We start from the raw sequence: 25,217 nt of genomic DNA on the forward strand, positions 1-25,217 counted from the left end.
TGGTTTTAATGATAAAATCAAAGCCTTCTTTTTTTATTTAAATATGATAGACCAATGGAAACAGGAATTATACATTTCGAAGCATTTATTATTGCTGCACTATTATTTATAGCCACTCCAGGAATAGATACCATGTTTGTGTTAAATAAATCTTTATCACATGGCAAGAAAGCTGGTGTGTTATCAACTATGGGAATTAATGCAGGAGTATTAGTACATACCTTATTTGCTTCATTAGGTTTATCATGGCTGTTAGCACAATCATCTTTAGCTTTTGAGGTAATAAAATATTTAGGAGCTGGGTATCTTATTTATTTAGGATTAAAAAGTATTTTTACAAAAGAAGTTGATAAGACAGAAGTGGTACAAACCGAATCAAGAAAAAAGAAAAGTTATCAACATTTTATGAGTGGACTAATCACAAATGTCTTCAATCCTAAAGTTGCTTTATTTTTTCTGTCATTTTTTCCACAATTTATTCAACCTGAAAAAATTCAAGATACCGTTCCATTTTTATTATTAGGAGTTACTTATGCCTTAATTGGTGTGTTGTGGTTTATGTTTATAACTTTATTGTCAGCCGGGTTTTCAACAAAAATTAAAAGTAATCCACAGTTTAAGATATTAATGAATAGATTTTCAGGTGTAATTTTCATATTAATGGGGATAAAAGTCGCTTTTTCTAAAAAATAGCTCACAACTTTGTTGATAACTAGTAGATTACTGTAAATGAGATAGATTAAATGTGAATAAGTTCTTCTTTCGGAGAATATTTCAGAAATAAAAAAGGAAAGCCCAAGTAAATAGTTTATCTTTGCAACCGAATTATACTGATGATTACGAAAGACAATGAATACTATAGTTTTCTATAGTGTTGATTTTTAAAGGTATATCACTGACAGTAAAGACTGCTTAAACGTGTGAAATCTCAAAATTCTGGGACTCAAAAGGCACTTTTTAAATGTTAATGCTGTTAATACTTTTGAAAAAACAGTGTATTTCATTGAAATATAGTGATAGTCAGCTAAATTTGGCTTGTAGTTTAGCAGAAGTATGCTTACTTTTGCAAGCCGAAAAATTCTAATCTTACACAGTACGATGAAAAGAACATTTCAACCTTCGAACCGCAAGAGAAGAAACAAGCATGGTTTCCGTCAACGTATGCTAACAGCAAACGGACGTAACGTTCTTGCAGCGAGAAGAAAAAAAGGAAGAAAGAGCCTTACAGTTTCTGATTCAAGAAAACATAAGGCCTAGATAGCACCCTAAAGTAGGGTGTGTTTCAGAACACTAAAAAAATTATTGTGATGAAAACTCGTATCGCAAAAAAGATCTTGAAAAATCAAGACAAATTGAATTACAACAAAGGCCAAGTGCAAAAAGCTGAGCGCCTTGTTGCAAAAAAACAAAAAGCTGCCGCTAACGCTTAATTGACATAAGTCTGCAGCTTTTATCTAAGCGTCTCTGCGGGGTGCTCAGGTACCCCGCGGAAGCCCGCACAAAGAAATAAGAGCTGAAGGTTCGGCGGCAGCAACTGCATCGAACCTTCACTTTTTTTTTATCCAAAATTTTATGAAGTCCGCACCTTTACCAACTTTTGAGAATTCGACTTTCCCCAAGTCTGAACATTTAAAAAGTAAGAGTGACATTGATAAAATGTTCTCAAAAGGGAAATCTGTATTTGTATTTCCTTGTAAAGTGTATTATACTTTATCAGATGATTTAGAAAATTCATCTGTCCCTCCTCAAGTTTTGTTCTCAGTCTCGAAGCGTGGCTTTAAACACGCTGCAGATAGGAATAGAATCAAAAGACAACTAAAAGAGAGCTATCGATTAAATAAGGGTATTCTGAACCTTGATAATCCAGAAGCAAGAATAGAAAGTATTGCTTTTATTTATGTTTCAAGGAAAAAGGAACCTTATGCTTTTATCGAAAGAAAAATGAAAGCAGCTCTTTATCGATTAACGGAAGTTGTCCTCCCTCCAAAAAAAGAAGAGGAGTAATTTTCATTACCCCTCCGTAGATTTTTTTATTACATATAGTCTAATTGATAGAGTTGATATCTTTCTATCAATGTAATTAATTTATTGGCATAAGTTGGATCAGTGGCATATCCGGCATTTTGTAATCCAATTGCCCATTTCTTGTAATCTCTTACTTCAAGTTTAAATAGAGGAATATACCAAGGTCTACTTGCTAAAAATTGACCATGATCTAAATAAGAATCTTTTACACATGCATATACTCTAAAACATTCTTGTGCTTTATCATCATCATGTTTGATACTGTAGCCATTCCAAGATTCACCACATTTGATTCCAAAATGATTATTAGATACTCTTGATAAAGAGCTATTACCATAAGAAGATTCTAACATTCCTTGTGCAATAATTATACTTGCAGGAATCTTATATTTCTTCATGGATTGTACTGCATAAAAACCATATGAAGCTACATATTCTTTGTAGGTTAGTCTGCTTGAGTTGGTCGCGTTTGTGTTTCGATTATGGAATACGTTTTCTGTAAATGAAGTAAAGAAGATAGTAAGTAAAGCCAAAATCAGAAACATCTTTCGTGTTAAGGTCATAGAAAAGATGTATAGGAAGTTCTAAAAAATTGGTAAAAAAATAGTCTAGTGAATAGAGTGTCACTAGACCAAATGTATTACTAATTAAAAGTAAAATCAATATTAACTTTAGTTAACGATAAATATATAATGTAAAACACTTATAATGAGTGTTTTATTTTTTTCTTCTGAATTTCTTAATTTTTCGGGCGAACTCTTTTAAACTATCTTTTTTACTTGCTCTATATTTCCAGACAACATCAAAAGGCTTTAATTCAGGAGCATTTTCAGGGCCAAATGTAACAGCAAAGAAGCGACTGTCTTTTGATTGAGCTTTTCTAAGTTTATGCAACAAAGGCGTATCAAAAGGAGGAATTTTTCCATCTGTAATAAGCATAAGGTCTGCCTTTCGATAATCATCCGATTGCATGGCTTCAATCGCAGTTCTTAGTGCAGGACCGGCATTTGTTCCCGCACTAAATGACATTGATAAAAACTCAATAAGTGGTTCTAAACCATTGTGAAGGTTACTAAGGTCAATTTTTTTGATTTCTTCTTCTGTTGCACCAAATGAAAATAAAAGGCATTTTCTTTTATTTTCTAAGGCTAACTTCATCATAGCAAAACAAAGTGTTTTGGCAATTTGTTCGGGTTTACCAAGCATAGAAGCACTTGTGTCTATACAAAGAATCATTGGTCCCATGACCTCTTCTTTATTACTCACCTTTTGTTTTTGCGTACCTTCATCTTTTCTTGGTGGATGATTTTCAGCTTTTAATTCAAAAGTTTGGAGCTTATGCTCTACAAATTTTTTGTAGAAAATCATCTCTGTATCCTCATTACCTAATAAAGCAGTTTCAGCAGGAAGAATTTGTGAAAGATCATCACTTTCGTGTACACCAATTAGAGATTCTTTTCCATGTGTAAAAGTTCTTCTAAAAGGTTTGATGGTGATCTCTTCTAATTGTTCTCTTTCCTCTTCTAATTCTGCACTGGCATAACGACCCAATAAATCGACAAGGTCTTTAAGCATTGCTTCATCTTCAAGTAATCGATCATACTTTGATAAAATTTCAAATCCTGTTGATTGCCATTTACCTTTTGCCTTTTCAAAACCTAAACCTAAATGATCCATTAATTGGCTCACCAGATTTTGTGATTTATTGAATTTTTTGGCGTTGTCGCTTAATTTTTTTCGAAGACTATCCTGACGCTTTTGTGTTTTACCACTCAATATTTTTCGCATCGTTTCCATCAGCTTATTCATTATGCCTTTGGAATTAGTGCCTTTGTCACCTTTTGCATTTCCAGAACGCATTCCAAATGGTAAGCTAAGACGTTTTTTTTGACGTTCAATATGAGGAACTGTCTTTGTAGTTTCTGCAATTCCCTCAATGTGCGTTACAATCTCTTTGATCACATGTTCACGAAGAGAAGTATGTCTATGAATCGATGCTTTTAAACCAGGAGTATTCAAGATATCATCAATAATATCTTTATACCCTAAAGCCATATCCGAAAAATTAGAGTTTAATATCTCAGGTTGATGACCTTTTGCGATTTCAGATAAATAATGTGCTAAAACCTCACGGTCTTCAGGTTCACCCAAAGAAGAAAACATTTTAAATTTCTCAATCTCTTCAAAGGACGTTTTAACCTCCATAGCTACGTTTTAGTTTTTCTGTTTGAAGCTTATAATTCAAGACTAATTTCCATAAATCATTTAAACTTTCATCAATTAATGATCTCCAGTTTTCCGAAAGGAAAATATTCTTACCAACACCTTCCTCTCTACTATGTCTTACTTCTTCAATTTCATGCGAAATTTTATCTAAATAATTTAATAGTAGGTCGGCTTCTTTATTTAATTGTAGTTTTACTTCTTCAGTGATTGACTTAGAGACTTTGCCAATTCGATGTTCTTTAGAAGATTTTAATTTATACTTATGATAATCGTGTCCGATACGTACCTCAATTTCTGTATCAGATATTTTACCAATATTAAAATTCTCGCTTCTTCCAGTAGTTGTATACAAATTGACTTCTGAAGCACCTCTTCCTAACATTGCAAAATCATCTGCTAAGATTCGGTTATTTAAACTTGAAAATCCTTCAATAATGTGATATTCACCATCCACTAGAGTAGGAGCTTCCATGTAAAGTTCTTTCTCTTCTTTGGTTTTATCTTCTACATCATTCGTAAAAGTTTCCAATTGAGAGTAGACTGTCTCCATACTATATTTTGCACTCCAACCATATTTTTGAATGGCACGAGTTACCCATTGTCTCACCATGTCAATTTGTTCAGGTGAATGCCATATACAGTTTGCAATTAGGAAACAATCTGAAAGATCTACTCTTTCTCTACCATTCATAAAAGCAGAAGTACGGATCAGGCGAACGATTTTATGCCATCGACGATCAGATACATAGATATTTTGTTCCGTATCAGATTCATTGGATTGATTAAAACGTTCAATATATTTTCTAACAATAGAAATGACACTTAATACTTCTTGAGGGACTTTTACAGAATCAATCATAAGACTCCATTCGTCTACCTCAGTTTCATCAAATTTTAATTCCTCACTAACTATAGGATTCGTTAATTTTGAAGAAGTGATCATGTCAAAGAACTTTTGTTCATCAATAATTCTATCGACATAGACACGCACTAGAAAACGGTCCCATATGGCTTCAAGACCTTCTCCTTTGGCTGGAAGTTCGTTTGATGCAGAAAGTAATGCATGAACTTTTACCTCAATTTCTTGTTCACCATTTCTAAAAACTTTTTCATTAAGAACAGTCAAAAGAGCATTTTGAATAGAAGGGCCTGCTTTCCATATCTCATCTAAAAAGACAACAGAAGATCCTGGAAGATAATTGTCTGTAAGACGTTCATATTTATCTTCTTTACTTAATTTTGAAATAGAAATAGGACCAAAAATTTCGTCAGGAGTACTGAATCGATTCATTAGGTATTCGAATGAATCTCCCCCTTTGAATGCATATTTCAAACGACGAGCAATCATACTTTTACCAACACCGGGAGGGCCCAACATAAATATACTTTCTCCTGCTATAGCACTAAGTAATGCCAACGAGAGTACATCTTCTTTTTCATGAAGGCCTTCACCTAATAAAGAAAGCAAATCTTTAGAACGCTTTCTTACATCATAAGCTACTGTTGCTAGTTCGTTCATCTGTTAATATATGAGATAAAATAATTTTCAATTCTGATAAAACTGCAGGCTGTTTTTGACATGCTGTTTAAAAGGCCTCTCAATTTATACCTTTTTTTCTATACAAAAAGGAGACTTTTATTTTATATACGGAGAAAATTAAAGTTTAAAGGTTAAGAAATAGGTGATTTAAAACACTTTTTAGGAGTTATTGCCAAAAATTATAGAGTGTTATCTTAAAATAAAGAATAAAAAAACTCACCTAATTAATAAAAACTAGGTGAGGACTATTTATTCTAGTAAGAAGAAGAAATATTAAATTCTTGTAAAGCTTTTTTTAACTTGTTGATAATCCAAGAAATACATTAATCGAACAGAAAGAGTATTTACTTGAGCTTCTTTCCACATTTCATTTATATTTTCATTAAAGTTCAAATCTGTATTATGAGAGGATGAACCTAATTGATTTCTCCACATTGCCGTTACAAAACTACCAGGTAAAAATTCCCAGCTGTAGGACAACTCCATGTTGAAAGTATTGTAATTTGTATCGTGCTCTTTCTCTCCATCTTCATTGATATCAGTGTAATCAGATTCCATTAAATCGCCCTCTTGAGAAAGGTCATAAAATTCATTGTATGCGACTTGTCTCCAATAATGACGTAGTCGAAACTTGACAAACATTTTTGGTGTAAATGTATATTGAGTCCAGAAATTATTTTCTAATGTAGATACATTTCTATTCCCATAAATAACATTTTCAACGTTATCATTATCATCTTTTTCAGTAGTTGCATAACCTTTTTCATTACTTTGGTTATTCCACGAAATAGTATGATTAATATCCCATTTGTCAGATGCACGATATGTTTGACCGTACCTGTAGTAGCTATCAAATTGATTAAAATGTTGTCTTTGCCAATAACTAGTTCTAAAGCTAACAGAATACTTCTGCCTGTTATCGGAATTGATTGTTATTCCACCCCAATCTGAAGGATATTGTTTAAACTGATAACCTTCTTCTCTTGGTCCAAAGTAATCATAAGTAATACCAGGTTGAACATTTAAGTCCATTCGAACATTCCAAAAGTTATTGAATAACATATATCCATCCACCCAAGCATTTCTTGACATATATTTTCTTGGAGCATATAACCATTTTTCATTATATCCTATTCTTGTCCAAAAACGTTGATAGATACCTTTTGGTTTGAATACATTAAAAGATGTATTTCCATAAAGACTAATTTCATTATTAGAACCATTGAAGCCCATGTCATTAGGATTATATGTATCTGATTCTATATTTGAAGATAAATAGTATCTCCAAAGTCCACTTTCTTTTCCTCCTCCAACATAAATTCTGTGACCTAAAGTAGTTAATTTTTGCTCTTCACTAGAATTATTGTTTTCTGGATGATATTCTTGAGAGAGCGCGCCAAAACCTCTAATTCTGTAAGTATTTGACCTATCATATAAGTTAAATTCTCCAGAAGTAACATTGGCATTTTTATGATTACTACCTCTCATTACATTGGTATTCATAAAACCAATTTTAGAGTTGTTCGGTAAACTTTGTTCAACTGAAATCATATTGAAGTTTGTGATAGGGTCAACTTTTACTTCTCTTGTTTCACCAGTAATAGAATCTTCAATAATCGCAAAACTTTCATTGGTAATTGAATTTAGAATGCCAATTCCTAAGCCCTTTTCAGTGATACCCGTTAACTTGATGGAATTAATCAATGGAGCGTCAGAAGGAGAAAATATATATTCTTCATTTTCTTGAAGTAAATCGTCATTTGGAGAATGATGGCTTTGACCAATTCTTCTTGAATATAATTGTCCCCATTTATTAAAGATGGATGTACCTTGTGTAAAAAACTCTCTAAATTCTCCATACTGTACTTCGTAGGCAGAAAGATTTAATACTTCATTATCGGCTTGTACTTGTGAGAAATCAGGAACCAAACTAACATCTAAAGTAAAACTTTGTCCCAATCCTAATTTTAAATCAGCACCTCCAGAAAATGTATTGGCAACTTTATCACTTCCTTGTTTGTTGACCATCACATTACTGATGTAAGGAGATAAAGTTAAACGGAGTGGTGGTTTTACATCATAGATACCACGTAATGTACCAAATTGATTTACATAGCCTGCTTTATTGGCATCAATTCTACTCCAATAAGAAGTTTCTCCCCTTCGAGAAATGACCCTTGCAAAGTTTAAACCCCATATTTGTTCTTTAGAATCAGGCATTCTTAATGCTCTATAAGGAATAGCCATTTCTACGGCCCAACCTTCATCATTTACTTTTACAGCACTAGACCATACTTCATTCCAATTAGGATCCCAACCGGAAGTACCTTGCCTGCGATCACTTTGTACACCAGAAGCACTAACAACAAACTCGAAAGCATCTTGCTGCGTGTTATAAGTGTCAAAAGAAGCGACAAAAAAATCAGCACCATTACCTCCTGAATCTCTCGCACCCATATTTGTTCTTATGGAATCTGGAGCAGGATCATACAATTGAGCAGCCACATAAATAGCATAATCATCATAGGCAACTTGTACTCTAGATTTGAATACAGATGGTTGATTGTTATTTGGAGAATTTTGAATAAAAAATCCTTCAGAAATATATTTTGCAGGATCACCATTATAGACATGATCATTTGCACTAGCAGTAAGATTACTCATGTGTAAAGGATCTGACCAAATGGCATCACTTAAATCACCATCAATTTTAGGTGATTCATTTGCTGCCCATGCATGTATATTCATCCGCTGTAAAGAATGTTGCGCTTTCGTAGTAGTTGTGATGAAGATACAAAGTAGTAGGGTAAGTAAGAATTGGTTGGAAAAGATATTCACGTTAGTACTTAGTAGTTTATTCATTTATTTATAAGGCGTCAATTTGATAATTTTACATTTTTTAAACAATGTCATTATATAATGTTAACTAAATTATCATACTAAATTTTATGATTGATTAAACTATTAACTTTTATTATCGAAAATATCATAATTCAAAGTTTTAGTGAATGCTATTCTTCAAACTCCTTCTTTATACTCATTCTAAATAGTGTTGAAAGTCAATCATTTGTAAACAAAATTGATACTTCTCAATACATATATTAATTTTGCAGTCAGCTTTATTTGAAGCTGAAAAAATAAAGATATTTTGAGTTGAATATGAAGTATTTCAAAATGCTTACTATTAACTTTTTATGTTCAATTAATTTGAAAATTTAGATTAAGCTCAGAACTAGGAGGACTGAAAATCCTCAACCTTCTGTCTTAAATTCCAAAGTAATGAGCGATTTGATCAAAGACATCAATCTTGTTGGTGAACAAGTGGATGAAAAAGCAGTTTCATGTGAGGTAAAAGTCACTGAAAATACTGCCCAAGAAGGACAGCGTAAGTTGTATATTGAGAGCTACGGTTGTCAAATGAACTTCTCGGATTCTGAAATTGTAGCATCAGTTATGCAAAAAAACAATTTCGGAACTACTTCAGATATTGAAGAAGCTGATCTTGTATTTTTAAATACATGTTCAATCCGTGATAAAGCAGAACAAACAGTACGTCAACGTTTGAGAGTTTTCAATAGAGTGAAAAAAAGCAAGCCAGGAATGATCATTGGAGTTCTTGGTTGTATGGCTGAACGTTTGAAAACACAATTATTAGAAGAAGAAAAAATGGTAGATATCGTGGCTGGACCAGATTCTTATCGTGATCTTCCTAAATTAGTTGGTGATGTTGATGATGGTGATAAAGGCGTCAATGTATTCTTGTCAAGAGATGAGACTTATGCTGATATTGCTCCTGTAAGATTGAATTCAAATGGTATCTCTGCCATGATTTCAATTATGAGAGGATGCGATAATATGTGTTCTTTCTGTGTAGTACCTTTTACAAGAGGTAGAGAAAGAAGTAGAGATCCACATTCAATCGTAAAAGAAGCACAAGAATTATTCGATCAAGGATATAAAGAAGTGACTCTTTTAGGACAAAATGTAGATTCATACAAGTGGTCTGATGAAGAGAATAATAAAGCACGTTTAGAGAAAAAAGAACGTAATGAAGAGGATGTTGAAATTGTTAGCTTTGCCCAACTTTTAAGAATGGTAGCTGAGGTTTCACCTGAATTAAGAGTTCGTTTTTCTACTTCACATCCTAAAGATTTTACAGATGAGGTTCTTTATACAATGAAGAAATATGAAAACATCTGTAACTTCATTCACTTGCCAGTTCAGTCAGGTAACTCAAGAGTATTGGATATCATGAACCGTACTTATGATCGTGAGTGGTATATCAATAGAATTGATAAAGTTCGTGAGGTATTCGGTAATGATTGTGGTTTATCATCTGATATGATTGCTGGTTTCTGTACTGAAACAGAAGAAGAACATCAAGATACTTTATCGTTAATGGAGTATGTCAAGTTTGATTATAGTTACATGTTCTACTACTCAGAACGACCAGGAACATTAGCAGAGAAGAAATTTGAAGATGATATTCCATTGGAAGTCAAAAAACGTAGATTACAAGAAATTGTAACGCTTCAAAGACAACATTCAACAGAACGAAATAAAATGAATGTAGGAGAAGTACAAAAAGTATTGATTGATGGATACTCTAAGCGTTCTAAAGAGCATTTCCAAGGAAGAAACTCACACAATAAAGTGGTTGTTTTCCCTAAAGGTAATGCGAAATTAGGAGAATATGTTACAGTGAAAATTCATGATTGTACTGGTGGTACTCTTTTAGGAGAAATTATAGATTAATTCGATATTTCTTTATTAATTATTCAAGATAAGGTATAAGGCTTCAATGTTTTATACCTTATTTTTTGTAATTTATTATGCATAAATTATAGCCTTTATATTATGCTAATAGAATTTTCAGTTACCAATTTTAGATCCATCAAAGATGAACAAGTTCTTTCTTTATTGCCTTCAGGAAGAGTAAGAAAAGTAGGAGCTGAAAGTCGTTTGCTTATTCATCCAAATTATAAACAAACTGAAACATTAGCCACTGCAGTTGTTTTTGGAGCGAATGCTTCCGGAAAGAGTAATTTATTGAGAGCAATAGAAGCTTTAACGGTAATGGTTCAAGAAGGACATGAAAGTGCTATTGGTGAAGGTGCAAAGGCTTATGTTCCTTTTCGATTGGATAGATTATCGAGAGAGTTACCTACTGATTTTTATATCCGTTTTATCGCAAATGATGGTATTCAATACGAATATGAAATGTCTCGAGATGTTGATCAAGTAACGCATGAGGCTTTATATGCATATCCTAAATCTAGAAGAGTTAAGTTTTTTGAAAGAAAAGAAGGCGAACTCACAACTTTTGGAAAGAAATTAAAAGGTGATAAGCAAACTATCGCAAGACATGTTTTACCTTACCAATTACTATTATCAAAAGGAGCACAATTAGGTTTAGATCAATTAATTCCACCATGGCAATTCTTCCAAAATCATTTAAGGGCATATATTCTTTATCGATCAGTATATGATGATGCTTTATTACAAGGTATTGCCAAACATATTGTAAAAGATGAATCGAAGAGATTCTTGAAAAATTTATCACAACTTGTAAGACACGCTGATACAGGTGTAGTGGGAATTAAAGTACTTCAAGAAGACAGTGAGCTTATGGGCCTTTTTGAAGGAAGAAGGAGATATCAAATAAAAACAATACATAAAACAGCTCTTTCAGATGATCCACCAATTACATTTGATTTAAAAGAAGAGTCCATCGGTACTAGAAAACTTGTAGCCTTAGGAGGATTAATATTAAGAGTTTTAGAGGCAGGGGATACACTAGCGATTGATGAACTGGATCAAAGTATGCACCCTCATTTGACAAGAGCCTTAATCAAACTATTTCATAATCCGAAAACAAATCCCAAAAGGGCTCAGCTTTTATTTTCTACTCATGACGCTTCATTACTAAATGATCAATTATTCCGTTTTGATCAAATATTTATTTCTGAAAGATCTGAAGAAGGAGTGACTGAAATTTCATCAGTTTCAGATATACCTAATTTGAAAAAAGAACTTCCACTAGAAGAATGGTATCTTACAGGAAAGTTTGGGGGGACACCTTCTATCAATCAAATGGCTTTAGACTTCGAATTCAATTCACCTGATCATGAGGAATAGAAGAAAAGATAAAACTCGATCACTCCGACAACGAGTCTTAATTCTTTGTGAAGGAGCCAAAACAGAACCAAATTATTTTAATAGTTTAAAACATGACGGGCATAAAAGAAGAGTTTTAACGGCCGTTGATATTGAAGTATATCAACCTAAAAGCCATAGTCCTTTAGGTTTAGTTAGAGAAGCTATTGTGAAGAAAAAAAGAGCAATAGTTAAAGGAAATCCCTATGAAACAATTTGGTTAGTTTTCGATCGTGACTTTCATAAACATATAGAAGATGTGATGCAAATGGCTTATGAAAACAACATTGAAATAATCATCTCAAACATTTGTTTTGAACTTTGGTTTTTACTCCATTATGAAGATTTAAATCCTAACCAACATTTTACAAAATGCGGAATGTTGATCAAGCATATTCAGCAAAATCATATAACTCGGTACCATAAGAATGGTAAAAATTATCAGAACCTCAAAGAATTTACACCCATAGCAATTCAACGTGCCAAAAATTTAGAACAATCCTATATAAATGGTGTTAATTCTCACTATAAATTTCATGAAAGAGAACCATATACTAATGTATATCAATTGGTAGAGTATTTATTAGAACTTTAATTTATTCCCATCCCATACTTTGGAAGATAATGAGACGAATGAAATAAAAACAAATTCCAATTACACCTAAAATGATTAGAAACATTAGTGTAGCAAAGACAATTAACCCCGAGGAGCTTTTCTGTACTTGTGCAATGGCTTCTGGATTTTTTTCATAATAGTTAACTAAAAGTTTGACATTATTACGGTTGGCCTTATAAAAAAGATCAATAAAATCTCCAGCAAGTGGGATCAATCCAACGAGATAATCAATAATTAGATTAAAAGTCATAGCCATAATTAATCTTGGAGGAACACCATTTCTAGCCACAGTATAAAGTGAAATTCCTGAGATTATTATAGATAAAGTATCTCCAATACCTGGAACTAAACCAACGATAGGATCTAAGCCAATAGTAATCTTGGTTCCTGGAATTCTAATGGCCTCATCCATAACTTTGCTGATTTTTGTCAAAGTTTTAAATGAAGGATCTTCTGTATATTGAAGAGTTTTATTTGTCATCATTACAGATAGTTTATTTGAATGTGTGTATTTGAATAAATTTCGTTATTTTGAATAAAAATAGAAATAATACTAAACATGAAAAAAATCCTAACATCACTGACTCTTTTATTGTCAATAATTATTTGTTCATCAGTACATGCTCAAGTGTATAATTATGTAGAAGATTCAACAAAAACAAAAGAACAATCAGAATATAAAAAGCCATCAGATTCTGATGTTGATGCATTTAAACAAAAAAAACACAGCGATAAGCCTCTTAAAGATAAAATGTTCTTTGGTGGAGGATTAGGTTTTGGCTTTTCTAATTTATACTCTCAGTTTTCAATTTTACCTATGGTTGGATATATGGTTACACCAAACTTCCAGGTAGGTGTTGGATTTGTTTACGAATACTTCAAAAGAAAAGATTATGAATACAAAGAAAATAATTATGGTATTCGTCCTTTTGCAAGGTATATGATTGATGTAAAAGATGGATTAAGACTTTTCCCTCAAGTAGAATACTATGGTTTTAGTAATAATTATGAATACATCAATTTTTCAGGTGAAAAAGTAAGTGGCTCTGAATGGAGAGACCAAGTATTGATTGGAGGTGGTATTTCACAAGGTGTTGGTAAAAAAGGAGGTGTTAATATCATTGCATTGTATGATGTTACATTTGATGAAGATTCTTATTATAGCTCTCCTTGGGTGATTAGAGTTGAATTTGCCTTTTAGGCATTAGAATAAATGTAGAGAAGAGTGAGGAAAGCTCACTATAAGTATGAAGATTGAAATTAAAGAAATTTCAGCCCCTCAAACATGGGGAATTAGACATAAAGTGATGTGGCCTAATGAACCATTATCCTATGTCAAAATTCCTGATGACGATAAAGGACAACATTTGGGGTTGTTTGTGGAAGAGCAATTAACGTCTGTTATTTCATTATTTATGGATGCAGATAAAAATGTACAATTCAGGAAATTTGCTACTCTTATTGAACAACAAGGAAAAGGATATGGAAGTATTCTTTTGAAACATGTTATTAAAGTAGCAAAAGAAAGTGGGGCACAATTACTTTGGTGTAATGCACGAGCTACAGCAACGATATTATACGAGAGAGAAGGCCTACAACAGACAGATACCTCTTTTGTAAGAAAAGGAATTCTGTTTGTTCGAATGGAAAAACAACTTTAATTGAATTAAAAAGAAGAGTTAAGAATGAATAAAAATCAGTTCTTAACTCTTCTTTTTTTCATTTTTAATTCTTCTATATTCCTGCCGCTAAAATTAAATCAAGATTTTTTAATGGTAAATCAAATTTTTCGGAAATCATTTGATTAGTAACACAACCTTTATAAGTATATACTCCCTTTGTAAACCAAGGATGTCTTCTCATCATAGTGTCAACATTCCCTTCATCATTTAATTTCATCAAGATTGTCGTGAAGATATTACTAATGGCAGCTGTAGCAGTTCTTGAAACTCTAGAGGCGATGTTTGGTACACAATAATGAATAACACCATGTTTTTTGTAAACAGGGTGACGATGATTAGTAGGTTCTGAAGTCTCAAAACAACCACCTTGATCTATACAAACATCGATAATGATAGAATTTTCCCTCATACTAGCTACCATTTCTTCTGTAACAATAGATGGCGTTCTAGATCCATGTGTATGAACGGCTCCTATGACTATATCAGCTCTACTTAATGCTTCTTGTATAGAAGTGCTATCAAATGCAGAAGTAAACAAATGAGGTAAACCTAATTCCTTTTTTAGACGACGTAATTTATAAATAGCATTATCAAATACCTTTACTTCAGCTCCCATGCCGATAGCATTTCTTGCAGCATATTCAGCAACAGTACCGGCACCGAGAATAACAACTTTTGAAGGAGGTACACCAGTGATTCCACCTAAAATAATACCTTTTCCTCCATTGTAACTACTCAAATATTCAGCAGCAATTAACATGACTGTACTACCCGCAATTTCACTCATTGCTCGTACTAAAGGTAAGCCACCAACTTTATCTTCAATTAATTCAAAACCTAGAGCAGTGATCTTCTTTTTATTTAATGATAAAAGAACATCCTTCTGAATATCTCTCATATGAATAGCCGAAATAATGGCTTTATTTTTTTTCATAAAAGAGATTTCTTCTACTGTTGGAGAGGCTATTTTAATAACTAAATCAGCTTCCATTGCTTCTTTATGTGAATAAACAATAGTAGCTCCAGCATCCGCATATTCTTGATCTAAATGATTGACGTGTTTGCCTGTATTTGTTTCTACAAGAACTTCAACACCGTTGTTTACTAATATTGAAACAGCTCCAGGTCGTAGTGCACACCTTTTTTCATCTGGATCAAGTTCCTTAGGAAGTCCAATTTTTAAAGGTGTTCCTTTTTTATGAACAGGACCTTCCATGACCTCCTGAGGGTGGAATTGAGAATAACTTTCTGTGGCTCTCTCAAAGCCTTCGCGTTGCTTGCCCATTTTTAATCTTAAAGAATAAGTTTAAACTAATCTAATCGTAATTTCTCTAGAATTTTCATCCAATGCTTTAATGTCAATTTCTACACAATCATCAGGCAGCAATCTTTCAACTTTAGATGGCCATTCGATTAAGCATAAATTTCCACTATATAAATATTCTTCAAAACCTATATCATAGGCCTCAGAAGGGTCTTTGATTCTGTACATGTCAAAATGATAAATAGTATCAGCTTGATCAGTCATATATTCATTTACTAAAGCAAAAGTTGGACTATTTACATGGTCTAGAACGCCAAGGCAATCACATATACTCTTTATTAGAGTGGTCTTACCTGCTCCCATTTCACCATAAAAAAGCCATACCTTTGATTGGCCTTCTGTAAATGAAAGAATTTCTTGAGCGGCTGACGATACATCATCAATACTGTTCGTCGTAATTTTTAATTCTTTTGAACTCATTATCAGTAAATATAAATCATTTGACCATTTAAAAGTATAGGTTATAAGACGAATTTATTCAAATAATTCTTTTTCTAGACAGTTTCTTCAGAATATTATATAAATCAATAAAATAGAAAAGGCTATCTCAACCTAAATTGAAATAGCCTTCAATAACATATTTTTTGAATTTCTAGAAATTAGAAATTGTAATACCAACTGTAATTGGACGATCTACACCTTCAAATGCATTTCCTGAAGTATCTAAAAGTTTATCATCTTGGAAAGTATCTGTTAGACCATAATAACAGAAGAAATTAATCCATCCATAACCTAGTCTACCCACTAAACCACCTTTAAAACGATTCATATAAAAATCACCTTTGTCTTTAGAAGAACGAACACTGTTATTTTGATCCTCATACTTTACCTTGGTGTGACTATCTACTAATACACTAAATTTTGCACCAAAAGCAACGCGGAATGCATTTCTTCCAGGATGAGTTCTAAACCTAAACTCTAGAGGAATATCAATATAATTACCCACTAATTTACTTTTTCTAAAAGTGTTCATTGGGTAAATACTATTTGCAGCTACTGGTACTGCATTATCACCATTATTTGTAATTGTAATACCATCTCTAAAAAAGTAATTGTCAGCTGTATAACCAATACCAGGATTAAAGGTAAATTGTCCATTCGTATCCAATACCAGTTCATACATGTAAGCCAATGAGATAGAGCGAGACTGAGATTCCAATTCTAATCCTTTGTCATCTTGCCACATCGTCACACCAAAATCTAAATAAAAGTTGCCAGGAATTCCTGTTCCTTGTCCAAAAAGGGTACTACTGAAAAGTATTGAACAGAATAGAAGAATAATTTTTTTCATTATATAAAGAGTAAATTAAAAAGACACTTGAATATCTATGTCAAAGATAACCTAATATGCATTTTTTTGATAAAAAAATAAATTGTAAAACGATAATGCTTTACTTTTCAGTTCGATTATTATCTGATAATAAATGAGTTATTTAATAGAAAAATGAGAAACAACGATCGACAATTAAAAAGCCTCTTTTTGTGTTAAATAAAATTAAGAAATTAATAAAATCCTCAATGGGTTAAAAATCAATCATTTAACTAAGAAATTATTGTCTTTTTTTGATTTAATGCTTTTTTCATTGCGTATAATAGAATTTTTGCTTATTAGTTTTTATATTTGCAGATTCAAGAAAACCGCAAATTGCAAATGTCGTTTAGAAAAAACAAAAAGATCAATAACGATTTCACTTCAGTAACAGTGAGTTTAGCATCTCCAGAATCAATTTTGGAAAGCTCTCACGGTGAGGTGACTCAACCAGAAACCATCAACTACCGTACGTATAAGCCGGAAATGGGAGGTTTGTTCTGTGAGCGTATCTTCGGACCTGTAAAGGACTGGGAATGCCACTGTGGAAAGTACAAGCGTATCCGTTACAAAGGTATTATCTGTGACCGTTGTGGTGTTGAGGTAACAGAGAAAAAGGTTCGTCGTGAAAGAATGGGACACATTCAATTGGTTGTGCCGGTGGCTCACATCTGGTATTTCCGTTCATTGCCGAACAAGATTGGTTACCTTTTAGGTTTACCAACAAAGAAACTTGATCAAATCATTTATTACGAGCGTTACGTAGTAATCCAAGCTGGTGTAAAAGAAGCCGACGGCATCGCAAAGATGGACTTCCTTACAGAGGATGAATATCTTGACATCATGGATAAGCTACCTAGCGAAAACCGACAATTAGAAGACGATCATCCTGACAAGTTCATTGCTAAGATGGGTGCTGAAGCATTAGAAATGTTATTAGCACGCACACAACTTGAGGATATGGCTGCTGCATTACGTGACCAAGCGAACAACGATACTTCGCAACAACGTAAAGCTGAAGCATTGAAACGTCTTCGTGTAGTGGAAGCATTTAGAGATGCTAAAACTAGAATCGAAAACCGCCCTGAATGGATGGTAATTAGAATGGTTCCTGTAATTCCTCCTGAATTACGTCCATTAGTACCTCTAGATGGTGGCCGTTTTGCAACATCAGATCTTAATGACCTTTATAGAAGAGTTATTATCCGTAATAACCGTTTAAAGCGTCTGATTGATATTAAAGCACCTGAAGTTATTTTACGTAACGAGAAGCGTATGCTTCAAGAAGCAGTTGATTCATTATTTGACAACTCACGTAAAGTAAATGCTGTGCGTTCTGATGGTAACCGTCCTTTGAAATCTCTTTCAGATATGTTGAAAGGTAAGCAAGGTCGTTTCCGTCAAAACTTATTAGGTAAGCGTGTGGACTACTCAGGTCGTTCTGTAATTGTAGTAGGTCCAGAGCTTAAATTACATGAGTGTGGTCTTCCTAAGAATATGGCAGCTGAATTATTCAAGCCGTTCATTATTCGTAAGTTGATCGAGCGTGGTATCGTGAAAACGGTAAAATCAGCGAAGAAAATCGTTGACCGTAAAGATCCAGTAGTTTGGGATATCCTTGAAAATGTATTGAAAGGTCATCCAGTACTACTAAACCGTGCCCCTACTCTTCATAGATTGGGTATCCAAGCTTTCCAACCGAAACTTATCGAGGGTAAAGCAATCCAATTACACCCATTAGTAACAACAGCCTTCAACGCCGATTTCGATGGTGACCAGATGGCCGTTCACGTTCCTCTTGGACATGAAGCAGTATTAGAGGCATCATTATTAATGTTGGCATCACACAACATTCTTAACCCAGCCAATGGTAAGCCTATCGCCGTACCTTCTCAGGATATGGTATTAGGTCTATATTATATGACAAAAGGTCGTCGTACTACTGACACGGAAATCGTGAAAGGTGAAGGTATGACTTTCTATTCGTCAGAAGAAGTAATCATTGCATTGAACGAAGGAGCAATCTCTCGTCACGCATGGATTCATGTTAAAGGAAAAGAGTTAAATGAAGAGACTGGTGAGCTTGAGGAGAAATTCATCGAGACAGTTGCTGGTCGTGTATTATTTAACCAACACGTTCCTGAAGAAGTAGGTTTCGTAAACGAACTACTTTCGAAGAAAGCTTTACAGGTGATTATCGCAAAAGTGGTAGACATCGTAGGTATGGCACGTGCAGCTCAATTCTTAGATGATATCAAACACGAAGGTTTCCAGATGGCCTATAAAGGTGGTCTTTCATTCGGTTTAGATGAAATCATTATTCCTAAGGAAAAAGCTGAATTGATTGAAGAAGCGAAAGGTGAAGTAGATATCATCCGTAACAACTTCATGATGGGTCTAATCACTGATAACGAACGTTATAACCAGGTGATTGACGTTTGGACGAAAACAAACAATATGTTGACGTCAACAGTAATGACGCAAATGGAAGAGGATAACCAAGGTTTCAACTCTATCTATATGATGATGCACTCAGGAGCACGTGGTTCTAGAGAGCAAATTCGTCAGTTAGGTGGTATGAGAGGTCTAATGGCGAAACCTCAGAAGAACTTAGGTGGTGCTTCAGGAGCGAACATTATTGAAAACCCAATTCTTTCAAACTTTAAAGAAGGTTTGGATGTATTGGAATACTTTATCTCAACTCACGGTGCTCGTAAAGGTCTAGCCGATACAGCCTTGAAAACAGCCGATGCGGGTTACTTAACTCGTCGTTTGGTAGATGTTGCTCAAGACGTTGTAGTTACTGAAGTAGATTGTGGTACTTTACGTGGTCTTACAGTAACAGCACTTAAAGAGAATGATGAGATTAAGGAAGCTTTATCAGACAGAATTGAAGGGCGTACATCATTAAATGATGTTGAACATCCAGAAACTGGTGAAATCATCGTTCCTGCAACTGGTTCTATTACTCCAGAAATTGCTCAATTAATTGAGGAAGCAGGTATCGAAGAAGTTGAAGTTCGTTCAGTACTTACTTGTGAAACTCGTAAGGGTGTTTGTGAGAAATGTTACGGTAAAAACTTGGCAACAGGTGGAGTAGCAGGTAAAGGTGAATCAGTTGGTGTAATCGCTGCTCAATCAATCGGTGAGCCAGGTACACAGCTTACACTACGTACATTCCACGTTGGTGGTGTGGCATCTCACATTGCAACTGATGCTTCATTGAAAGCGAAGAAAGCTGGTAAAGTAGAATTCGTTGAAATGAAATCAGTGAAGAGTACAGATCCTCAAGGTGATGCTAAAGATGTAGTAATGGCACGTACTGCTGAATTAAACATCTTAGATACTGACGGAAAAGTATTATTTAATGCTCATATTCAATACGGTTCATACTTAAGTGTAAAAGAAGGTGATATGGTTGAAGAAGGTGACGTGATTTGTTCATGGGATCCATTCAACGCCGTTATCCTTGCTCAATACAACGGTGTAACTGAATTCGAATCAATTGAAAGAGATATTACTTACCGAGTAGAAACAGACGAAATGACTGGCTACGAAGAGAAAGTAATTATCGATACTAAGGATAAAACTAAAAACCCAATCATCCACATCGCTGGTGATAACGGTGAGTCAGTAGCATCCAACTTACCAACAGATGCTCGTTTAACTGTTGAAGATGGTCAAAAAGTGAAGGCAGGTGATATTCTTGTGAAGATCCCTCGTTCTGCTGGTAAATCTCGAGATATTACCGGTGGTCTTCCTCGTGTAACGGAATTATTCGAAGCACGTAATCCATCATCTCCAGCTGTAGTATCTGAAATTGATGGTATTGTGACTTACGGTGCAGTAAAACGTGCAAACCGTGAATTATTCGTTGAGTCTCGTGACGGTGTTAAACGTCGTTACATGGTGAACTTATCGAAACACATCTTAGTTCAGGAAAATGACTATGTGAGAGCGGGTATGCCACTTTCGGATGGTGCAATTACTCCTGCAGATATCTTGAAAATTAAAGGACCAACTGCTGTACAAGAGTACTTGGTAAATGAAATTCAAGATGTATACCGTCTACAAGGTGTAAAAATTAACGATAAGCACATTGAGGTAATTGTACGTCAAATGATGCAAAAAGTCGTTATCGAAGATAATGGTGATACAACATTCTTGCCTGGTCAAGTAGTTGAGAAATTTACATTCCGTGAAGAAAACGATAAAGTGCTTAGCATGAAGATTGTTACGGATGCGGGTGACTCAGCAAGATACAAAGCTGGTGCATTAATCACATTCCGTGAGATGCGTGATGAGAATTCATCATTGAAACGTAAGGATATGAAAGAAATGAAGGTTCGTGATGCACAACCTGCAATTTCTAGACCTACACTTCAAGGTATCACTCAAGCGTCATTGGATACGAAATCATTCATTTCAGCAGCCTCTTTCCAAGAGACAACTAAAGTATTAAGTGAAGCTTCTATTAGAGGTAAGCGTGATGAACTAGTTGGATTGAAAGAAAATGTTATCGTGGGCCACTTGATTCCTGCAGGTACAGGTCTTCGTGATTATGAAACACTTCGTGTAGGTTCTAAAGAAGAATACGAAGCGTTGATTGATTCAAGAGAAAGACATCTGACAACAGGTTTCTAAAAATTTGCAAGCGGTTTAATAGAGCCCTTCATCTTTCGATGAAGGGCTTTTTTATTGTATTCTAATAAGTTAAAGTGAATGGTTGGTCACTTATTTAGAGCTACTGTATTCAATTAAATATTTAAAATTTTACTATTTAGGTATATTTTTTTCAAGCTTTCTTTTTCTATATCTCAAAATCTATATTTATGTTAAAATTGTATTATTCTAATATTACATGTGAAATATTTACTTTTAGGAAAACTAAAGGTATCTCACTTTTACAATAAAACTACATCAAATTATGTAGTGTAATGTGTTATTTAATACATATAGAATAAACCTGTGTGTGAAATATAACAGTTGTTGTTATATTTCAATTTGCATTATATCATGGTAAATGAATTTAAATAGAAATAAGTGTATTTTTGAAACTTTTTCAATACAAGTATATGGTGATTATTGTTATTGTAATAAAATGATTATTTTATTGTATATTTGCTAAAATAATCATTCTAGCATTGAGTGTTTTATTAACAACTAACTAACAAACGATAGGATAAAGTATCCTATTAAATACGGAATATATTACTATTTAAAATCGCATAGGTATGCTATTTGGAATTTTAAAAGAACAAGACGAACGAGTGTCCGTTACACCGGAATTAGCAAAAAAGTTTATTTCTGAGGGACATGAAGTTATTTATGAAAAAAGTGCTGGTGAAAGTGCTTTTATTAGTGATGAGCAATACAACGCTGTTGGTGCGAATGCAAAAACTAGAGAAGAGATATTAAGCTCTTCTGATGTATTAATTACTTTGGATCCTTTATCTAAAGAGGATGTCGAAAATGTGAAAGAGAATGTATTTTTATTTTCTTCATTCCAGCCATTCCAAGATGCATCAATTTGTGAAGTCTATGCTAAAAAAGGAATTTCAGCATTTAGTTTTGATATGATTCCTAGAACAACGATTGCACAATCGATGGATATCTTATCATCAATGGCTTCAATTTCAGGTTATAGAGCAGTACTTAAAGCAACTGATTACCTTCCACGTTATATGCCAATGCTTTCAACAGCGGCGGGTACAGTTCCTCCTTCTAAAGTTTTAGTAATGGGAGCTGGTGTAGCAGGTTTACAAGCAATTGCAACAGCAAAACGTTTAGGTGCTCAAGTTGAAGCATTTGATACTCGTGCAGCTGCAAAAGAAGAAGTAATGTCATTAGGAGCGAAATTCGTAGAAGTAGAAGGAGCAACGGATGATACGAAAGCAGGTGGTTATGCTGTAGAGCAAACGGAAGAATATAAGAAAAGACAGGCAGAGTTAATCGCTCAAAAAATTGAAAAAGCGGATGTTGTAATTACAACAGCCCAATTAAGAGGTAGACCTGCGCCTACTTTAGTTACTGAAGAAGCAGTTAAAACAATGAAAGCAGGTTCTGTAATTGTTGACTTGGCATCTTCTACTGGTGGTAACTGTGCATTGACAAAAGATAAAGAAGTAGTTAGAGAGCATGGAGTTACAATTATTGGTAATTCAAATCTAGCGGCTGAAATTAGTGAGCAGGCTTCTGTATTATACAGTAAGAATATCCAGAACTACATGAAGTTATTCTTAACAAAAGAAGGTTTTGATTTTGATTTCAAAGATGAAATTATTCTTCAAAGTTGTATTGTTTACAATGGTGAGGTAGTCTATGGAAACGAAGAAAAACAACAACAATTAATTCCAGCTGAAGCTCCTGCAGAAGAAGTTGTAGAAGCTTAAGAATAACTAACAACAAACAATTTGATATTAATATGGAACAAATTATAAATTTTTTAGATGATAACACTTTAGCAATGTTATCATTATTAGTACTTTCTTCATTTTTAGGAATGGAGATAATTGGTAAAGTACCTACTGTTTTACATACTCCTTTAATGTCAGGAGCAAATGCAATCTCAGGCGTAGTAGTAATCGGTGCAATTATTCTTATTAGAAGAGCAGATGCTACTGATTACTTAACATTAAGTTTAGGGTTTGTTGGAATCGCTTTAGCAATGATTAACGTTGTAGGTGGTTTTGCAGTTACTAACAGAATGTTAGATATGTTCAAGAAAAAAGAACGTAAAAATTAATTCTTTCACCTGAAATTAGATTTGTAAACAAATGGATTACTCGAATATAATTGACTTACTTTATCTAGTAAGTATTATCGTATTTATTATTGGTTTAAAAGGTCTTTCTCATCCAGAATCTGCTCGTAAGGGTAACCAAGTAGCAGCACTAGGTATGGGGATGGCTATCGTTATATCTTTATTTGCTCCTGAAACTGGAGATAACAACTACCTTTGGATTTTTGGTGCAATGATCGTTGGTGGTGGTATTGGTTTAGTATCAGCAAAGAAAGTTGCCATGACAAAAATGCCAGAAATGGTATCATTATTTAATGGTTTAGGTGGTGCTTGTGCAATGTTAATTGGTATTGCTGAGTTTAATAATTTGCCTGAAGGTACTGCAATGATGAGCGGTGCTGTTCTAACAAATATTTTTGCAATGTTCGTTGGAGCAGTTTCTTTAACAGGTTCATTAGTAGCTTACGGTAAATTGAATGGATCATTAAGAGATAATTTCTCTTTACCTGCTCCTCAATTAATCAATATTGCATCATTAATTGGTATCATATCTTTATCAGTTATGATCATGACACAACCTGAATTGAATATGCCATTAGTATATGCCTTACTAGGTCTATCATTATTCTATGGTATTGCATTCGTAACGCCAATTGGTGGAGGTGATATGCCGGTTGTGATTTCATTATTGAACTCTGTAACAGGTATCGGTGCAACTGGTGCTGGTCTTATCTATGGTAACAATATCATGATTATTGGTGGTATCCTTGTTGGTGCATCGGGTATCATTCTTACTGTAATGATGTGTGAAGCAATGAACAGATCATTAATCAATGTATTAGTAGGTAATTTAGGCGCTTCAGGAGGTGGATCAGGTTCTGATCGTGAAGAAATTGTAAAAGAAGTAAACGTTTCAGATTTAGCAATTCAATTGAAATATGCTGATAAAGTGACAATTGTGCCAGGTTATGGTCTTGCTGTTGCTCAAGCTCAACATATTTGTCATGAAATTGAAAATGCTCTAGAGGATGAAGGTGTTGAAGTAAGATATGCTATTCACCCTGTAGCTGGACGTATGCCAGGTCACATGAACGTATTATTAGCGGAGTCTGATGTGTCTTATGATAAACTATTAGAATTAGAGCCTGCCAATGATAGTTTCCCATCTACAGATGTAGTGCTTGTAATTGGTGCGAATGATGTTGTTAACCCATCTGCAAAAGATGATACTTCATCACCAATTTATGGAATGCCAATCTTAGATGTTGAAACTGCTAAAAACGTGGTTGTCTTCAAGCGTGGTATGAGTACTGGATATGCAGGTGTTCAAAACCCATTATTCTTTGGAGATAAAACAAAGATGTTATTCGGAGATGCCAAAGCGTCATTGGGTAAACTTAAAGACGAAATAGCAAACGCTTAATTCCAAGCGAGTTTATAATAGTAATAGCTCTATTGGGATTTTCTCAATAGAGCTTTTATTTTATACTAAGAAAATATAAAACAAAAAAAGAGGCCGTCTCATAACTAGTTTATGAATCGGCCTCTTTTTTCATATCCACATTTTTATAGATTAGTATCGATATTTTGAATTAAA

21 protein-coding genes are annotated in these 25,217 nt (G+C 33.9%); 13 read left to right on the forward strand and 8 right to left on the reverse strand.

Going from position 1 to position 25,217, the window contains the following annotated elements:
- Nucleotides 1–54 precede the first annotated feature (54 nt).
- From ACXAHM_RS20830 to rnpA, 4 genes are all read left to right on the forward strand, one after another.
- Complete coding sequence (locus ACXAHM_RS20830; RefSeq protein WP_474964243.1) at nt 55–693, forward strand: LysE family translocator; 639 nt, start codon at nt 55–57, stop codon at nt 691–693.
- A gap of 405 nt (nt 694–1,098) precedes the next feature.
- The gene (gene rpmH, locus ACXAHM_RS20835; protein ID WP_062619986.1) at nt 1,099–1,257 is read left to right on the forward strand and encodes a 50S ribosomal protein L34; all 159 of its coding nucleotides are present in this window, start codon (nt 1,099–1,101) and stop codon (nt 1,255–1,257) included.
- 50 nt (nt 1,258–1,307) lie between these two features.
- Nucleotides 1,308–1,430: a hypothetical protein gene (locus ACXAHM_RS20840; protein ID WP_256380344.1), complete on the forward strand. Its 123-nt coding sequence runs from the start codon at nt 1,308–1,310 to the stop codon at nt 1,428–1,430.
- A gap of 142 nt (nt 1,431–1,572) precedes the next feature.
- On the forward strand, nt 1,573–2,004 hold the full coding sequence (rnpA, locus tag ACXAHM_RS20845) for a ribonuclease P protein component (RefSeq protein WP_474964248.1): 432 nt from the start codon (nt 1,573–1,575) through the stop codon (nt 2,002–2,004).
- A 29-nt stretch (nt 2,005–2,033) separates the two neighbouring features.
- Here the strand turns inward: rnpA and ACXAHM_RS20850 are convergent, their stop codons facing one another.
- The 4 genes from ACXAHM_RS20850 to ACXAHM_RS20865 form a co-directional block, all read right to left on the reverse strand.
- Complete coding sequence (locus tag ACXAHM_RS20850) at nt 2,034–2,588, reverse strand: glycoside hydrolase family 73 protein (protein ID WP_474964250.1); 555 nt, start codon at nt 2,586–2,588, stop codon at nt 2,034–2,036.
- Nucleotides 2,589–2,742: 154 nt separating this feature from the next.
- On the reverse strand, nt 2,743–4,230 hold the full coding sequence (locus ACXAHM_RS20855) for a VWA domain-containing protein (RefSeq protein ID WP_474964254.1): 1,488 nt from the start codon (nt 4,228–4,230) through the stop codon (nt 2,743–2,745).
- Nucleotides 4,220–5,770, reverse strand: coding sequence for an AAA family ATPase (locus ACXAHM_RS20860; RefSeq protein ID WP_474964258.1), 1,551 nt, complete (start codon nt 5,768–5,770; stop codon nt 4,220–4,222). The genes ACXAHM_RS20855 and ACXAHM_RS20860 overlap by 11 nt, the downstream gene beginning before the upstream one ends.
- Nucleotides 5,771–6,064: 294 nt before the next feature.
- Nucleotides 6,065–8,653 carry a DUF5916 domain-containing protein gene (locus tag ACXAHM_RS20865; protein WP_474964261.1) on the reverse strand — a complete coding sequence of 863 codons (2,589 nt, stop codon included), beginning with the start codon at nt 8,651–8,653 and terminating at the stop codon, nt 6,065–6,067.
- Nucleotides 8,654–9,070: 417 nt separating this feature from the next.
- On the opposite strand from ACXAHM_RS20865, the gene miaB reads away from it, so the two are divergent.
- The 3 genes from miaB (at nt 9,071) to ACXAHM_RS20880 (ending at nt 12,542) form a co-directional block, all read left to right on the forward strand.
- Nucleotides 9,071–10,546: a tRNA (N6-isopentenyl adenosine(37)-C2)-methylthiotransferase MiaB gene (gene miaB, locus ACXAHM_RS20870; protein WP_474964264.1), complete on the forward strand. Its 1,476-nt coding sequence runs from the start codon at nt 9,071–9,073 to the stop codon at nt 10,544–10,546.
- A gap of 102 nt (nt 10,547–10,648) precedes the next feature.
- Entirely contained in the window at nt 10,649–11,929 is a 1,281-nt protein-coding gene (locus ACXAHM_RS20875; protein ID WP_474964268.1) for an AAA family ATPase, read from the forward strand.
- Nucleotides 11,919–12,542, forward strand: coding sequence for an RloB family protein (locus ACXAHM_RS20880; RefSeq protein ID WP_474964272.1), 624 nt, complete (start codon nt 11,919–11,921; stop codon nt 12,540–12,542). Before ACXAHM_RS20875 ends, ACXAHM_RS20880 begins: the two co-directional genes overlap by 11 nt.
- Before the next feature lies 1 nt (nt 12,543).
- Here ACXAHM_RS20880 and ACXAHM_RS20885 read toward each other — a convergent pair whose 3' ends face one another.
- Nucleotides 12,544–13,047 (reverse strand): DUF4112 domain-containing protein, encoded by a 504-nt coding sequence (locus ACXAHM_RS20885; protein ID WP_474964275.1) that lies wholly within the window; start codon nt 13,045–13,047, stop codon nt 12,544–12,546.
- Between the two features lie 75 nt (nt 13,048–13,122).
- On the opposite strand from ACXAHM_RS20885, the gene ACXAHM_RS20890 reads away from it, so the two are divergent.
- Both ACXAHM_RS20890 and ACXAHM_RS20895 read left to right on the forward strand, forming a co-directional pair.
- On the forward strand, nt 13,123–13,764 hold the full coding sequence (locus ACXAHM_RS20890; RefSeq protein ID WP_474964279.1) for a hypothetical protein: 642 nt from the start codon (nt 13,123–13,125) through the stop codon (nt 13,762–13,764).
- A gap of 46 nt (nt 13,765–13,810) precedes the next feature.
- Nucleotides 13,811–14,224 carry a GNAT family N-acetyltransferase gene (locus tag ACXAHM_RS20895; protein WP_474964283.1) on the forward strand — a complete coding sequence of 138 codons (414 nt, stop codon included), beginning with the start codon at nt 13,811–13,813 and terminating at the stop codon, nt 14,222–14,224.
- A gap of 73 nt (nt 14,225–14,297) precedes the next feature.
- Here the strand turns inward: ACXAHM_RS20895 and ACXAHM_RS20900 are convergent, their stop codons facing one another.
- The 3 genes from ACXAHM_RS20900 to ACXAHM_RS20910 all read right to left on the reverse strand — a co-directional run bounded on the left by ACXAHM_RS20900 (nt 14,298) and on the right by ACXAHM_RS20910 (nt 16,860).
- Entirely contained in the window at nt 14,298–15,530 is a 1,233-nt protein-coding gene (locus tag ACXAHM_RS20900) for an alanine dehydrogenase (protein ID WP_474964286.1), read from the reverse strand.
- 21 nt (nt 15,531–15,551) lie between these two features.
- Nucleotides 15,552–15,989 carry a tRNA (adenosine(37)-N6)-threonylcarbamoyltransferase complex ATPase subunit type 1 TsaE gene (gene tsaE / locus ACXAHM_RS20905; RefSeq protein ID WP_474964290.1) on the reverse strand — a complete coding sequence of 146 codons (438 nt, stop codon included), beginning with the start codon at nt 15,987–15,989 and terminating at the stop codon, nt 15,552–15,554.
- A 172-nt stretch (nt 15,990–16,161) separates the two neighbouring features.
- Nucleotides 16,162–16,860, reverse strand: a complete 699-nt coding sequence (locus ACXAHM_RS20910; RefSeq protein WP_474964292.1) for a porin family protein — start codon at nt 16,858–16,860, stop codon at nt 16,162–16,164.
- A 360-nt stretch (nt 16,861–17,220) separates the two neighbouring features.
- On the opposite strand from ACXAHM_RS20910, the gene rpoC reads away from it, so the two are divergent.
- From rpoC to ACXAHM_RS20930, 4 genes are all read left to right on the forward strand, one after another.
- The gene (gene rpoC, locus ACXAHM_RS20915) at nt 17,221–21,522 is read left to right on the forward strand and encodes a DNA-directed RNA polymerase subunit beta' (RefSeq protein ID WP_474964296.1); all 4,302 of its coding nucleotides are present in this window, start codon (nt 17,221–17,223) and stop codon (nt 21,520–21,522) included.
- Between the two features lie 590 nt (nt 21,523–22,112).
- Entirely contained in the window at nt 22,113–23,270 is a 1,158-nt protein-coding gene (locus ACXAHM_RS20920) for an NAD(P) transhydrogenase subunit alpha (protein ID WP_474964299.1), read from the forward strand.
- A 32-nt stretch (nt 23,271–23,302) separates the two neighbouring features.
- Nucleotides 23,303–23,623: an NAD(P) transhydrogenase subunit alpha part 2 gene (locus ACXAHM_RS20925; RefSeq protein WP_474964304.1), complete on the forward strand. Its 321-nt coding sequence runs from the start codon at nt 23,303–23,305 to the stop codon at nt 23,621–23,623.
- Between the two features lie 31 nt (nt 23,624–23,654).
- Entirely contained in the window at nt 23,655–25,043 is a 1,389-nt protein-coding gene (locus ACXAHM_RS20930; RefSeq protein ID WP_474964309.1) for an NAD(P)(+) transhydrogenase (Re/Si-specific) subunit beta, read from the forward strand.
- Nucleotides 25,044–25,217: the final 174 nt, after the last annotated feature.

The organism is Flammeovirga sp. AWQ4_249 (assembly GCF_056161045.1).